At 74.9% G+C, this 14,636-nt stretch carries 9 protein-coding genes and 1 pseudogene; 1 reads left to right on the top strand and 9 read right to left on the bottom strand.

The genetic code is table 11. The annotated features are described in order from the left end of the window. Nucleotides 1-163 precede the first annotated feature (163 nt). From HOY81_RS18915 to HOY81_RS18895, 5 genes are all read right to left on the bottom strand, one after another. Nucleotides 164-769 (bottom strand): GNAT family N-acetyltransferase, encoded by a 606-nt coding sequence (locus HOY81_RS18915; RefSeq protein ID WP_237321641.1) that lies wholly within the window; start codon nt 767-769, stop codon nt 164-166. Between the two features lie 185 nt (nt 770-954). Further along, a complete protein-coding gene (locus tag HOY81_RS18910; protein WP_237321634.1) occupies nt 955-1,224 on the bottom strand; it encodes a hypothetical protein in 270 nt (89 codons plus the stop codon). Between the two features lie 274 nt (nt 1,225-1,498). Beyond that, nucleotides 1,499-2,008: a hypothetical protein gene (locus tag HOY81_RS18905; protein ID WP_237321633.1), complete on the bottom strand. Its 510-nt coding sequence runs from the start codon at nt 2,006-2,008 to the stop codon at nt 1,499-1,501. A 169-nt stretch (nt 2,009-2,177) separates the two neighbouring features. Beyond that, nucleotides 2,178-4,523, bottom strand: a complete 2,346-nt coding sequence (locus HOY81_RS18900) for a DUF6571 family protein (protein WP_237321632.1) — start codon at nt 4,521-4,523, stop codon at nt 2,178-2,180. A gap of 42 nt (nt 4,524-4,565) precedes the next feature. Then, nucleotides 4,566-5,003 carry a type VII secretion target gene (locus HOY81_RS18895; protein WP_237321631.1) on the bottom strand — a complete coding sequence of 146 codons (438 nt, stop codon included), beginning with the start codon at nt 5,001-5,003 and terminating at the stop codon, nt 4,566-4,568. A 393-nt stretch (nt 5,004-5,396) separates the two neighbouring features. On the opposite strand from HOY81_RS18895, the gene HOY81_RS18890 reads away from it, so the two are divergent. Beyond that, nucleotides 5,397-5,690, top strand: coding sequence for a Uma2 family endonuclease (locus HOY81_RS18890; protein ID WP_237321630.1), 294 nt, complete (start codon nt 5,397-5,399; stop codon nt 5,688-5,690). A 157-nt stretch (nt 5,691-5,847) separates the two neighbouring features. Here the strand turns inward: HOY81_RS18890 and HOY81_RS18885 are convergent, their stop codons facing one another. From HOY81_RS18885 to HOY81_RS18870, 4 genes and pseudogenes are all read right to left on the bottom strand, one after another. Further along, on the bottom strand, nt 5,848-8,184 hold the full coding sequence (locus HOY81_RS18885) for a xanthine dehydrogenase family protein molybdopterin-binding subunit (RefSeq protein ID WP_237321629.1): 2,337 nt from the start codon (nt 8,182-8,184) through the stop codon (nt 5,848-5,850). 364 nt (nt 8,185-8,548) lie between these two features. Continuing rightward, a pseudogene (locus HOY81_RS27460) lies at nt 8,549-9,106 on the bottom strand ((2Fe-2S)-binding protein); the annotation flags it as partial. A 2,465-nt stretch (nt 9,107-11,571) separates the two neighbouring features. Further along, nucleotides 11,572-12,387 carry a xanthine dehydrogenase family protein subunit M gene (locus HOY81_RS18875; RefSeq protein WP_237321639.1) on the bottom strand — a complete coding sequence of 272 codons (816 nt, stop codon included), beginning with the start codon at nt 12,385-12,387 and terminating at the stop codon, nt 11,572-11,574. A 460-nt stretch (nt 12,388-12,847) separates the two neighbouring features. Continuing rightward, the gene (locus HOY81_RS18870; protein ID WP_308341120.1) at nt 12,848-14,503 is read right to left on the bottom strand and encodes a beta-N-acetylhexosaminidase; all 1,656 of its coding nucleotides are present in this window, start codon (nt 14,501-14,503) and stop codon (nt 12,848-12,850) included. Nucleotides 14,504-14,636: the final 133 nt, after the last annotated feature.

Genomic DNA, 14,636 nt, shown 5'->3' with positions numbered 1-14,636 from the left:
GCTCGCCAAGGGCGAGGAGGACCCGCCCGTCCGCGCGGCGAGGCGCACCGCCCCGCAGCCCGGGCGACCGGCGGCCCGGGCGACCGGACACCGGCGCCCGAGGCAACCCGCCACCGGAGTCACCGGCGCCCCGGGCGCCCGGTGGCCCGGCTCGCCGCCGAAGTCACCGTCCGGCGGCGAGCCACTCCTCCCGGGTCACCGCGTACTCCACCTCGCCGTGCTCGGCACCCTCGACAGGCTCCGGCCAGTCCTCGGTGTACGTACGGACGTACCGCAGACCCGATTTCTCCATCACCCGGCGCGAACCCGCGTTCACCGCCATCGTGCCGGCGGTCACCCGCCGGACGCCGAACTCGGTGAAGCCGGTGCGGACCAACGCCCGCGCGCCCTCCGTCGCGTAGCCGGCGCCCCACACGGCCCTGCGCAGCCGGTAGCCGAGCTCGACCACCTCCGCGCTCCCCTCCTCCAGCGGGCGGAACTCGAACCAGCCCAGCCAGGCGCCCGTACGCGCGTCCTCCGCGATCCAGTACCCCGGAAGGCCCTCGGCGCCCGCAGCGCCCGTGCGGGCGCCGGCACGGCCACCGCCAGGGCTCAGACAGGCGTACCGGTGCCGCATCCGCGGCAGCACCCGGCCCAGCACCACCTCCCGGGGCGTGGCCCGGCCGCCGGTGAGAAACCGCATCACCCGGGGGTCGGCGTCCAGCGCGACCAGCCGCTCACCGTCGTCCTCACGCACCGCCCGCAGCACCAGCCGCCGGGTCGTCGTCAGCGTCTCCACACCCCGAGCCCACCACCGCACCGGCACCGGCCGCCACCGCATTTCCCGGTGCCTCCGGGGACGCGCGAGGTAGGAGGCGGGCCGGGGCGGCGTGCCCGCGGCCGGAGCTCTCCTCCCGGCGGCGTGACCACCGGACCGGCGACGGCGCGGGCGCGGTGCCCGGCCCGTCCGGCGGCTCAGCGTTCCGGGTCCCCCGTACCGCCCTGCCCGGGGTCGGGCACGTAGCGCTGCACGTCCTCCCCGTAGTCCTCATCCGGCGAGGACGAGGGCGTGGGCTCGGACGGCGACGCGAAGGGGCCCGCATGCTGACTCATCAGCAGCATCACGACCGCCCCGACCACCACGGTGATGAGGATCAGGGCGAGACCCACGGGGTTGTGGGGGTTGTAGACGTAGTGGTTCGTCCCCCACCTGCTGCGCTTGAAGACCGGCTCGTCGTCGTTCACAGGCCGACCCTACGCCGCGGGCACGACCGCCCCCGCGGGCCGTCGCAGGCCACGCGCCGACGCCGCACACTCCCGGCGCCCTTGACGTGAACAGCGCTTGAAGTCGGAGGCTCTTCCCATGACGACGACCGATCTCGCGAGCCGGGTCCGCGCCCTCACCGACCGTACGGACATCACCGACCTCCTCGACCTGGCCCCACGGCACACCGCCCCGCCCACCACATCGCCCCTGAGTCGTGCGCCCTCCGACTGCGGCCGGCGCCTCACACCCGCACTACCTCGGCACCTGACTCACCGTCGTTGTCGGCGACGGCGCCGGCTTCTCCGTCTCCTGCCCGAGGACGTGCGGGTCGGAGAAGTCCAGCGTGTTGCGGCAGCCCATGTGCGACGTCAGTTCCTCAGCAGCCTTGACGATGACCTGGGAACGGAACGCCATGCTGAAGTTCAGCACGTCATACATGACAAGCCGCACCCTGTACGAAGAGTCACCCTCGTTCTCGGCCAACTCGCACTTCACAAAGGCCTCCGCCGCGACCGCGTAGGTGTCCCCCGGATCGAACACGACGTCCATGCCCTCGTCGCTACGCCACTCGATCGGCACCGGCATCCACTCGGCACGAATCCTGAACTTCCCGTTTTCCCCGCCCTTGTCGGTCAGATCACACATGTTGACGTAGTTCGCGCCGTCGATATCTTCACTGAGCTCGTCCGCCAGAACCCCATATTCCGGGGAGTCGGACACCTCCACCTCCTCGTCGAGCGCCGACGCGTCATTCGGGCTCATGCTGTGATGCGAGAACAGCCCGTTACACGTGTTCCCTACTCTCTCCAGGCCAAGCTCACGTGGAGAGGGTGGTGAGCCATCCTCATCAGCCCTGCAACCAACGACGAGCGCGCTCGCAATGACCGCGCCCACCACCCAGTGCGTAAAGGACTGCTTTCGCAGACAGGATTCAGTCACCGTCTACCTCATTCGCCGCATTCACGCCGTTGTAGTAGTCCCTCTCCACTCTCTCGGCCTCCGCGCCCAACCAATCACTACCCTCGAGCTTCGGATGAACATTGGCATAAAGCTCCAACGGGTGAGCAACTCGACGGTGACCGAACTCAACGAACTCCCGCTTGTCCCTGATACCTTGGCTGTCGATCTTGTCCTGTGCTTCCTTCACCTCCGCGTCCACGGCGTCGTCGACAGCGCTCCCCAGGGCGGTTTCGGCGGCGAGGGCACCCGTTTCGACGGCCAGTGGGATGGCCACAGCACCTGCTCCCCCGGTCGGTGCGGCAAAGGGGGCGACCGCGATGCCGGTGGCGATGCCGATCCCGCCGCTGATGGCGGCCTTCGTCCACTCGGCCCGGCCCTCGATCTCCTTCTGCTTCTCGTCCTTGAGATCGTTCAGGTGCTCCTGGATCGCGCTGGCGCGGTTCTCGTTGAGCATTCCCTGCACCTCGGCGTTCGTGCCGAAGATGACGGAGAGGTCCTGGTTCGGCTCCGGGTGCGCGAGCATGGCGTTCGCCGTATACCTCTGCTGCGCCGCGGTGAGAATCTCGTACCCCACGGGGGAACTGCCCACTTCGCGCAGGAAGGCCGTGGTCGTCCCCTCGGAGAGCAGGATGTGGCCGCCCTCGGGGCCGGTGTGCCGGAAGATCTCGTTGTGCCGGGCGTCGTCGGCCTCCATGTCTCCGAAGCCCGCGACCGAGTGATCGATGTCGTCGATGTACGCGGCACCCGTCTTGGCGAGGCTGTTCTCCAACCCGGGCCTGTCGTCGAGGAACCCGGTGTTGTCGGGGTCGGCGACGATGCTGACGACCTGGCTCATCACGTTGGCGCTGTCGCGGTCCCGGTGCAGTCCCAGTTCGGGCTCGTCATAGGGACGTCCGGTCGCCGCCGCTTCCAGGGCGTGCCCCAGCTCGTCGTAGCCCTTGCCCCTGCCGTGCTCCGCCAGCACGTTCCCGTCCGGCCACTCCCGGTCCTGCAGGAGATACTGCAGGTCCGGATCAGGCTTGTCGGTGGCACCGGTCTCCCACCCGTCCCGGTGAAAGAGCTTCTGTGCGGCTTCCGGGTTGTGACCCAGGGCTTCCATGTAACCGACCATGGGGTCCATGCCGTGGTCGCTTCCCTTGCCGAAGTTGAGCATGGGCTGGTAGCCGTCCGGCTTCCAGAGCTCCTCGAGGCCCCCCTCTCCGGCGGACTTCTTCTCGAACTCGATCAGGCCCGGCACATGGTCCCGGCCGTCGCCGAACCCCTTGCCGTAGTCCGTCAGGAAGCCGGTGTCGTACTCGCCGTAGCGCATCAGGCTGCTCATCACCTGGAAGCCGTACGGCCCCTTGTCGATCCGTGCCGCTTCCAGGTCGGTGCTGGTGAGGCGCTCGGGACCGAGCCGGATGACGTCCTTCTTCCAGCGCTCCATCTCCCTGTCGAGCGCGGGGACCCCACTGTCTGCGTGCGAGGCCGTCCCGAGAGCGACGCCCAGCGTCTTCTGCAGGCTTTCCAGGGCTTCCGTCCGCTCACCGCCGTACTGGGTCTGGTCGGCGACCTGCGCCCAGAACGACAGTGTGCCCTCGGGCCCGAGCCGCGTCGCGAAGCTCTGCGTGAAGAACGGGTCGCCCTCGTGCCGCTTGAGCAACGACCCGGCCCTCTCCAGCTCGGCAGCCGTGAGGTCCTCGGGGGAGCCGCCAGCCAGCTTGGTGAGTGCGTCGAGGTCCTTGAGCGCCTGCTGCCGGCCCTTACGGGCCTCGCCGATGCTGCCGAACCCGTCGCCGGAGAAGCCGTCGCGCCTCCCGCCGGCGTCGAGCCGCAGGGCGTACTCCAGCAGTTCGTCGGCCTCGGTGGCCGTGGTCAGCACCTCGTTGATCTGGCTGTTGTAGGACCTGACCACTTCCCGGTAGTTCTTCGCCTGCACGGTGGCCTCGGCCGCCGACAGGTCGTCCGGGTTCGCCGCGCGATACGTCACCTTTCCGTTGCCGTCGAGGTGGAGGTTGCCGTCCTCTTCAATGCGCCTCTTGTACCGCTTGAGTTGGTCCTGGGACTCCTTGAAGCTGTCGTGCGCGGTCTTCAGGACGCCGTGTACGTCGGCCGCTTCGTCGGCGGCCTCCGTGAACTGCTTCGCCACTGCACGGAACTGCGTGTGCGCGGAGTCGGCTGCTTCGCCCTCCCAGTCCGAGTGGGTGAGCGGCCGTTTGACGTCGGTGTCGAAGTTCGTGCCCAGTTGCCGGAACTTCCCCGGCAGGTTGCGCCACTTGACGACTGCCTCGGCCAACGGCTCGAGGTCGGCCTCGAGAAGCGCCTGATAGGAAACCACTGCCCTGCTCTCCTGCTGTCGACGGCTCCGGTGATCTCTCTCCTACCGGGCCACTTGCTGCTTCTGGTGATCCTTCGTGTCGCCTCCTGTCGGGAAGCGGTCGTTGACCTCGAACAAGGTGGCAGCCTCGCGGAGCGCGCGGGCGACCTTGTTCTCCAGCACCCCCTGGAGGAACCGCATCTGAGCGCCCCAGCGCTCCTCGAACGCCTCGAAGGCGTCGGCGCAGGCGAACCCCTTGAGTCCGGCCTTCACCTGCCCGGTTTCGCGCATCGCCTCGTCGTCCACCTTTTTGAGGTCGCCCCGGACGTCGTCGGTCGTGCCTGCCTTCTCCCTGAGCACCTTGGGAGTGACTTTGAGCTGCGGCTTTCCACCCGGGCCCAGTGTGTCCGGGTCGTGTCCGGCGAGCTGCATGCCCACCCCGGCCTGCTGACGCTCGAAGGCCGCGGCCTTGAGCTGGGCCCATTCTTCCTCGAAGGACATGAACTCCCCCGTTCCTGCGGTGGCTGTGGCGGTGGCGATGGTCTTGGTGGCGGTTGTCGTTCGGCGGGCGGCGCGTGGGACCGGCGGGTAAGGGGCCGGGAGCCGGACGGACGGCTCGGGGCCGGGACTGGGCCTGCCCCGGGGCAGGGAGCGGCGCGACCGCGTGCGCTCGCGGGCACGGCGGCCGCCGGCCGGCGCGCGGTGTGCCATGTGGTTCCCTCCCCCGACCCCCGCCGCTGATTACGTACCGTGGCGAGGGGAGCCACCATCGTAACCGGGCCGACCAGGCTGATCATCACCGGTACGAGTGCTGTCCGTCACTCTCCGGAACCGGAGCCTCCGCGAGCCTGGGCGTCCGGAGCCGGTGCACGGGCAGCAGCCGGTCTAGGATTCATGGCTGGCGAGATCGTCTCTCCCTCCAGCGTGGAGAACGACTACATCACCATGGCTGCCGCCTATGCCGCGGCCAAGATTCCCGTGTACCTGGTCCTGGACCCTTGTGTCCGGCGTGCAACCGTCTTCACCCGTCCCGCAGACGGGGCTTACCGGGCACGGGAGGAGTTCGCATACGGAGAGCGCATCAGGCTTCCGCTCTCCGTCGGCACGGTGGAGGTGGACACCGGCGGCCTCCCCGTCGCGCCGCCTGCAGCGCAGCGGGAGGCGTGGCCGCGTCATCGGACCGCCTGAGGCGCGGGTCCCGGCCCGGGGCTGCGCGCCCCGGGCCCGGCGCCGGGGCACACGTCGCGAACCACAGGTCCGGGGGGCAAGCCGCGGCCCCCAGGGCCGGGGTGGCGGCAGAGCCGGGGTGGCCCGCAGAGCGGGTGTCAGTCGGCGGGGACGACGGTCAGTCGGTGGGGGTGACGACGGCGGCCTGGGGGCGGATGGGGATGCGGTTGACCGGGCGGCCGGTGGCCGAACGGACGGCTGAGGCGACGGCCGCCGGGGAGACGACCACCGGCACCGCGGAGGCGGCCTTGGCCCCGAAGGGCGCGACGACGTCGCGCTCCTCGATGAGCTTGACGATCCTGATGTCCGGGGCGTCCAGCGAGGTCGGCAGGGCGTAGGCGGTCAGGTCGGGGTGGCGTACGACGCCCTTGGCGACCCGCAGGTGCTCGGTGAGGGCGGCGCCGATCCCCTGGGTGACGCCGGCTTCGATGCGGGCGCGGAGCTGGCGGGGGTTGAGCACCCGGCCCACGTCCTGGGCGACGGCCATCTCGACCACCCGCACCGAGCCGAGTTCGACGTCGACGTCCACGACGGCCCGTACGGCGGCGAAGGCCAGCCCGACGAAGGCGTCTCCCTGGCCGGTCCCGTCGAGCGGTTCGGTCGGGTGGGGGCGGCACTGGGCGGTGGCCCAGAGCTCCTTGCCCTCCAGTTCCTCGGCGACGGTGGTGGAGAGGACTCCGTCGTACGAGGTGATCTTGCCGTCGGCGATGGACAGCAGCTCGGTGGACATGCCGAACTTCGCCGCGAGCGGTTGCAGGAGCTGGGTACGGACCATCTTGGCGGCCCGTTCGACCGCGCCACCGGAGACCCAGGTGTGCCGGCCGCGGGCGCCGGCGCCGGCCGGCGGCTGGTCGGTGTCGACGGAGGCGACGTGCACCTCGTCGATGCCCAGGGTCTCCTGGACGATCTGCCGGGCGAGGGTGGTGAAGCCCTGGCCCGTCTCCACGGCGGCGCAGAGCACGGTGGCCACCGGCCCGTCGACCTTCACCGTGGCCGTGGAGACCTCGTCGGCGCCCTCGGCGCCGAGCATGTGGACCATGCCGAGGGCGTAGCCGACGCCGCGCCGCACCGCGCCCGGTTCGCCGGCGCCCTCCGGGCCGCCGGGCAGCAGCCATTCGGAGGCGGGGCTGTCCTTGGGCAGCGCGGGCAGCGGTGCCTCGCGGACGGCGGTGAGCAGGTCGGCGACGGGGGCGGGGCAGGTGACGGTCTGGCCGGTGGGCAGCAGGTCGCCGGTGGACAGGGCGTTGCGCAGCCGTAGTTCGGCGGGTTCCAGGCCGAGCCGGGCGGCGAGCTTGTCCATCTGCCCTTCGTAGGCGGTGCAGACCTGCATCGCGCCCTCGCCGCGGAGATGTCCGGAGGGCGGGTTGTTGGTACGGACCGCCCAGCCGTCGATCACCGCGTGCGGCACGACGTACGGGCCGGCGGCGAAGGCCACGGCGGCGGCGAGGGCGTCGGAGGTGGTGTCGGCGTAGGCGCCGGCGTCGAGCAGGATCTGTGCCTCGACCTTGACCAGCCGGCCCTCCGCGTCGGCGTGGTGGCGGTAGCGCAGCAGGGTCGGGTGGCGGTGGGTGTGGCCGAGGAAGGACTCCTCGCGGCTGACCGCGATCTTGACCGGGCAGCCGGTCTTCATGGCGAGCAGCCCCAGCGGGATCTGGATGCCGGTGTCCTCGCGGTCGCCGAGGGCGCCGGGGACGCCGGTGACGACCAGCTTGACCTGCTCGGGCGGGAGTCCGAAGCAGGCGGCGGCGAGATCGCGGTCCGCATGCGGGTCGGTGGAGGCGGTGTAGAGCTCGACGCCGCCGTCGGGGCGCGGCACGGCGAGCCCCGCCTCGGCGCCGATGGGGGCGGGGTCCTGACGGCCGATGCGGTAGAGGCCCTCGACCACGATCTCGCCGGTGGCGTCCGGGTCGCCGTAGCGGAGCGGGATGTGGCGGATGAGGTTGCCGTCCGGGTGCAGCGGCTCGGCCTCGAAGGACTTCTCGGGGTCGGTCAGCGGCTCCAGCACCTCGTACTCGACGGCGACGGCGGCCGCGGCGAGCCGGGCGGTGTCGGGGTGGTCGGCGGCGACGGCGGCGATCGGCTCGCCGTGGTGGCGCACCACGTCCCGGGCGAAGGCGGGCCGGTCGGCGACCCGGCGGCCGTGCGCGGCGTCGCCCGGCACGTCCTCGTGGGTGAGGACGGCCCGTACGCCGGGCATCGCGGCGGCCCGGGAGGTGTCGATCGCGGTGATGCGGGCGTGCGGGTGCGGCGAGCGGAGGATCGCGGCCCAGAGCAGCCCTTCCGCCCAGAGGTCGGCGGCGTACGGGAAGCTGCCCTCGGCCTTGGCCGCCGCGTCGACGGGCACGACGGAGGCGCCGATGCCGTGCGCCTCGGCCTCCGCCGGCGGGGCGGGGAGGGGCGTGCCCTCGGGCGGGGTTGCGGTGACGGCGCCGGAGTTGTCGGCCGTGCTGGTCATACCGCTGCCTTTCGCTGTCCGCGCGCTCCGGTTCGCCGGTCGCGCACTCGCTGCTCGCGTCGGGCGGATCGGGGGGTGGGAGTGCCCGGCGGGCGGGCGCGTCCCGTGGGCCGTGCGGGCGGTCGCACGCGGGACCCGGTGGCCGCCTGCGCCGCGGCGCCTCGCCCGGTACGGGCGCCTCCGGCGGGACGGCCCGCGCGGGGGTCGCCGGTGCGGGCACCCCCGGCACGGAGGGGCCCGGGGCCGGGGTGTGCCACCCGGCGGCTCCCGTCGCGAGAGCACGCGGCTCGGGGGCTCCCGGTGCGCGGGCTCCCGAGTCGGCGGCGCGCGGCGGCCGCACGCGGCGTGACGGGCGGGCGGCGCATCAGGAGTCGCCTCCCTCGGACACCGGGCCTCCCTGCTGCGGGACGCGCGCCGTGCCGTGGGGTTGCCCGTCCTCGCCGCGGGCGGCGCGCTCGGCGACGACGCGCTCCACGGCGTCCAGCACGCCCTGGTAGCCGGAGCAGCGGCAGAGGTTGCCGCTGATCGCCTGGCGGGCCTGGAGGCCGGTGGGGGCGTGGTTGCCCTCCAGCAGGTCGTGCACGGCCATCGCCATACCGGGCACGCAGAAGCCGCACTGTACGGCGCCGCACTCGGCGAGCGCGCGCTGCACGTCGGAGGGCGCGCCGCCGGCGGCGAGGCCCTCGACCGTACGGACCTCGCTGCCCGCGGCTGTCGCGGCGGGCACCAGGCAGGCCGCGACGAGCCGGCCGTCGACCTGCACGGAGCAGGCGCCGCACTCCCCCTGGGAGCAGCCGTCCTTGGCTCCGGCGAGGCCGAGCCGCTCCCGCAGGACGTAGAGCAGGGACTCGCCGATCCATGCCTCGGTCACGGGGCGGTCGACGCCGTTGACGCGCAGGACGTAGGAGACGTGCGGGTGCTCGCTGTGGGCGACGGGCGCGGCGGCGGGCGCCTGCTCGTCCGGTACGGGCCCGGGCGCCGCGTCGGGCCCGGGGTCGGATGCGGGACCCGGGTCCGGTGCGGCTCCGGCGTCGGGTGCGGGCCCCGCCTCAGGCGCGGGAGCGGCGTCCGGTGCGGTCCCGGTGCCTGGGGCGGGCCCGGCGTCGGGTGCGGGCCCCGCCTCGGGTACAGGCCTCGCCTCGGGGGCGGGCGCGGAGCCCGGTGCCGGGGCAGGGTCCGCCTCCGCGGTGGCGGGGTCCGGGGCCGGGGCCTGGTCAGCGGGCGGGTCGGACGCCGGGCCGGTGGCGTCCCGGTCGGCGGCCGTGCGCGGGGCAGCCGGGTCCTCGGGGCCGGCCGTGGGCCGCGTGGCCTCACCGGGCTCCGGGGCTGTGCCCGCGGGCGTCGTCTCCGGGCGCTCCGCCGGTGCGGCGGGCGCTTCCGGGTCGCCGGGACCGGACGCGGTGCCGTCGGGCACCCCGGCCTCCCCCGGAACCGGGACGTCGGCGTGATCGGGAACGTCACCGCTCTCGGGGCCGGCGAACCCGTCCGGACCGGCGCCGGGCACGCCCACCGGTGGGCCGTGCTGCTGGCCGGGCGACGGGGAGTCCTCCGCTGCCGGGCCCGGCGTGCCGTCGTCCGGCGCACCGTAAGGCCGCGGCTCCGGCCAGGCGCTCGGCAGCGCTCCGGGGTGGGTGCCGGACGCGGCGGCGGGGGTCGCCGGCCAGTACCGGTCGACGCCGTCCGCCGGGGCGGGGCGCTCGTCCGGGCCGCCGCTCGCGGGTGGCGTCGCGTCCGCCCCAGCGTGTGCGTCTCCGGAGTCGCCGGGTGCGCTCGGGTCGCCCGTCGGCCCGCCCCACGCGGTGCCGCCCCGGCCGGGGGCGGTGGGCGGTGCGCCGGCCGGCGGCATCGCGGTGCCCGCGGGCGGGGTGGCGGTCTGCGGGGCCGGTCCCGGGGGCCCGGCCGGCAGGTGTCCGGCGTCGGGGGCGAGCGGACCGGTGTGCCCGGGCTCTGCCGTACGACCGGGGTCGGCCTCGCCACGCGCCGCCTGGTCAGGACCCCGGTCCGGGCCCGGGAGGGTGCCGGGCCGGGGCCAGGAGGGCTCCTCGGTCACCGGCGTGCCGCCTGCGGGGCCCGTGGGCGGCTGCGGGCCGGCGGCCGGCTCCCAGGGGCCACTGCCCGCCGCCGGGGCGGCCGGGTGCTGCGGGGCTCCGGGCCCGGTGGGCGGGCCGGAGAAGGGGACCTGGCGCCGGGCGATGGCCTCGGACTCCGGGTCCTGCGCCCCGTCCGCGGGGGTGCCGCCGGTGGGTGCGTGCGCACCGGGCACGCCGAGTACGCGGGACTCCGTACCGGGGTGGTCGTCACGGGCGGCTCCGGGGGCGTGCCCCGGCCCGGCCTGCCCGTCGGCCCCCGGGTGCCCGGACGAGCCGGTCTGCCCCGTCGAACCGGTCTGCCCGGTCGCGGCGTCCTGCGGGTGCTGTCCGGTCTCGCGCCGGGCCGCGCCGCCGGCTCCGAGGGGGCGGCGCTGTATCCGCGCCTCGTGGGACCCGGCGAGGGCGGCGGCCGCTCCCTGGCCCATCGCGGCGGCGACGTTGGAAGGCGGCGGCGCGGAGACACCGGGCAAGGGTGCGCCACCGGCATCGCCGGTGTCGACGGGGTCCGCCGACCCGTCGGGCCGGCCGGATTCGGCCCCTCCGGGCTCGCCGTGGGCGGCCGGGCCGGCGGCCGGGGAACCCGCGGTGGCCGGTTCCGCCGCCGGGCCGTCCGGCCCGTGCGGCTCGCCCGGGCCGGTGCCGTAGCCCGCCGGGTCGGTACCGGCGGCCGCGAACGGCATGGTCCACTGTCCGGGCGACGCGGGGTCGGTGGTCGCCCCGGGGGTCAGCCCGGGAACGTGGCCGGAGGCGTGCGCATCGCCGTGGCCGGGCTCCGGGAAGGCGTCGGCCGGGCCGGCCTCGGGCCCGTGCGGGACGGCGGGCGGCGTGTACCCGCCCTGCCCGGTGCCGGGCGCGGCGAGCGGGTCGGTCCCGGGGCGCGGGACGTTGCCGGGGAGCTGGACGAACGCGGTGGCCTCGGCGTCGTACTCGCCGCCCCAGCCGCCCGGTGCGGCGGGCCAGGCGGGGGTCGCGGGGCCGTCTCCGGGGGCGCCGCCCGTCGCGTACGCGTCGTACGGGTACGTCTGCGGTCCGTACGTCCCGGCGCCCGGGTCGTACGTGCCGGCGCCGTAGCCGTGCTGACCGTCCCGGCCGCCGTACGCGTCGTGGCCGGCGTGGTCGCCGTGGCCGCCGTAGGCCTCGTGACCGTCCTGTCGGCCGTACGCGTCCTGTCCGTCGTGGCCGTCGTAGCCGTGGGGCCCTTCCCGGCCGTACGCCGGGTCGTGGCCGTCGGGCGCGCGACCGTCCCGGCCGCCGGGCGCGCCGCCGTGCGGCGCCTGGGGATCGTGCGGCCCGTTGCTCATGCGAGTGCCCTCCCGAGTCCGCGCCGGGCCAGTGCCGCCACCGTACGCCGCACATGCAGGGCCGCGGGCGGGAGTACGGGAGGTTCACCGCCGTCCTCCGGCGGCTCCGGGTCCGGGATGCAGGCCATGGCGACGTACTCCCCGAAGGCGGTGAGGGCCTCGGGGGCGAGCTCGCGGCGGCCTTCCCAGTCGATGAGCGAGGCGACCCAGCGCTCGGCCTCCAGCGGGCGCAGCGGCATCGGCGCGACCGCGCCGATCGCGCACCGTACGCCGCGCCGGGCGGGGTCGAGCACCACGGCGGCGGAGGCCAGGGCGCGGCCCGGGCCGGTGCGGCCGGTGGCCTTGAGGAAGGTCTGCGGGGCGTGCAGCAGCGGCACCCGGACATGTCCGACGATCTCGGCGGGGCGCAGCATCTCCATGCCGGTGAGCAGATGGCTGACGGGGATCTCGCGCCGGGCGCCGTCCGGCCCGGCGACCAGCAGGGCGGCTTCCAGCGCGGCGAGCACGGGCAGGGTGTCGCCGGTGGGTGAGGCGCTGACGATGTTGCCGCCGAGGGTGCCGGCGTTGCGCACCTGTGGCGGGCCGGCGGCCCGGGCCGCGGCGGCGAGCGCGGGGATCAGCGCGGCGAAGTCGGGGCGGCCCATGCGCGCGTGGGTGAGGCCGGCGCCGAGAAGGGCGTGCCCGTCCTGGTACTCCCAGCCGCGGATCTCGCTGATGCGGCCGAGGGCGACGAGAGCGGCGGGGCGGAGCTGTCCGGAGTTGACGCTGGCCATGAGATCGGTGCCGCCGGAGACGGGCACGGCGGCGGGCATGGCGGAGAGCGCCGACACCGCCTCGTCCAGCGTGTTCGGCAGGGTGACCGGCTGCGGACGCGGATGCCCGGGCGGCGGCGCAGCGGACTGCGACGCCTGTGGTGCATGCGGTGCGTGCGTGCTCAATCCAGCTGCCCCTTCCCCGGTCGTCCCGGCTGCCCAGCCGTACGGTACGTGCTCACAGCCCGGACGTGGCAACTCTGGCACATCTCACCCCGCGACCGGTGCGGAGGGCCCGCTCGGCGAAGTTCGTCCGGGAACGGGCGGGTTGCGTCGTCCTGGGCGGACTCTTCGGGGCCTTCCGGGTGCGGGGCGGGACGGGCGCCGGGGACCGCAGGGCCCTACGGGCCGGTGCGGGCCCGGGCTCCGTGGGGCCGGGTGCTGGTCGTGCGGACGGCGAGTACGGCACGGTCCACGGTCCCAGACGCCGGGGGGCGTGCGCCCCGCGCTTCCGCTGGGCTCACACGATCGGGGGCGCTCCCTCGATCGGGCGTCCGAGCACACCGGGGCGGCGCTGCCAGGGGCGGGGGCCGGTGGGCGGCCGGTAGTCGACGCCGAGCGCGTCGAGACGGGCGTAGTGGGCGTCCTCCAGCCGGGCGGCGAAGCCCGCGAAGTCCCGTTCGGCGGGGGGCGGCAGGGGGGACCAGGCCACCTCGGCGAAGGCGGCGAGGCGGGGCCAGGTCTGGTAGTCGACGCGCTGCCGGGTCTCGGTGACCTCCGTCCACATGTTGGCCTGGGTGCCCAGCACCCGCTCGGCCTCCGGCGTCCCGGCGAGCTCGGGCGGGACGGGCTCGAAGAGGTAGACGTCGCGCAGCGTCCGCACACGGCCGAGGGGGACCGGTTCGTCGGGGCCGGCGTCCTGCCGGTGGTCCAGATAGACCTGCTGTTCGGGACAGATCACCACGTCGTGCCCGGAGCGGGCGGCGGCCACGCCGCCGGCGTAGCCGCGCCAGGAGGCCACGACGGCGCCGGACCCCGGTCCGGCGGCGCCGGGGCCGCCGCCGTCCAGGATCTCGTCCCAGCCGACGAGCCGCCGCCCCCGGTCGGCGAGCCACCGCGCGAAGTGCCGCAGGAACCACGCCTGCAGGGCGTCCTCGTCCGGGAGCCCCTGCTCGCGCATCCGGGCCTGCGCGGCGGGCGAGGCCCGCCACTGCTCCTTGGGGCACTCGTCCCCGCCGAGGTGCACGTAGGGCGAGGGGAAGAGGTCGAGGATCTCCTCCAGCACCTCCTCGTAGAAGCGCAGGGTGCGGTCGGTGGGCGCCAGCACGTGGGGGCTGACGCCCCAGTCGGTCCACACGCCGAGGGCCGTGGTGTCCACGACGTCGGCGTTGCCGAGCTCGGGGTAGGCGGCGATGGCGGCCTGCGAGTGGCCGGGAACGTCGATCTCGGGGACGACGGTGATGTGCCGGGCGGCGGCGTAGGCGACGATCTCGCGGAGGTCGTCCTGGGTGTAGTAGCCGCCGTGCGGCCGTTCGTCCCAGCGGGGGGAGGCCCGGTGGCCCTGCCGGCTGCGGGGCCGCCAGGCGCCGGTCGCGGTGAGCCGGGGGTGGCGGCGGATCTCCGGGCGCCAGCCCTGGTCGTCGGTGAGGTGCAGGTGCAGCACGTTGAGCTTGTGGGCGGCGAGCAGGTCCACACAGCGCAGCACCGCGTCCGTGGGCTGGAAGTGCCGCGCCACGTCGAGCAGGTGGCCGCGCCAGCGGAAGCGCGGCGCGTCCTCGATGTGCACGGCCGGCACCGGGTGGGCGTTCCGCGGTTCCAGGGGCGCGCGGCGGAAGGCGTACGGGCCGAGGAGTTGCCGCAGCGTCTGCGCGCCCCAGAAGACGCCCGCCGGGGAGCCGCCGGTGAGGTCGGCGCCGGCGGCGGTGACGTCGAGCCGGTAGGCCTCGGGGCCGAGCCGGGCGGCGAGGCCGGCGTCGGTACGCAACCGCAGCGCCGGGGCGGGCCCGGCCTGACCGGAAACCCCGGCGGGGAGCAGCGGGAGGCCGGTCGCGGCGCCGAGCCCGGCGCGCAGCCAGCGGGCGGTGTCCTCGGTGCCCGGTGCGGCGTCCAGCGGGGTCGCGGGGGTGAGCAGGAACGGCGGCCCGCCGGCGGGGCGCAGGGTGCGCGGGGCGGGCACGAGAGCGGGAACGCCGGGAATCTCCGGGGTGCCGGGGCCGGCGGGCGGGGCGGACGGGATGGTCAAGGGGGGCCTCTCTTCCGGGCTTCCGGGTCTCCGGGGCTTGGGGGTCTCGGGGGTCTCGGGGGGCTGG

The organism is Streptomyces sp. JJ36 (assembly GCF_021696945.1).
Classification (GTDB): domain Bacteria; phylum Actinomycetota; class Actinomycetes; order Streptomycetales; family Streptomycetaceae; genus Streptomyces.
The sequence above is the reverse complement of the archived record's forward strand: the minus strand, read 5'-3'. Positions and strand labels throughout refer to the sequence as shown.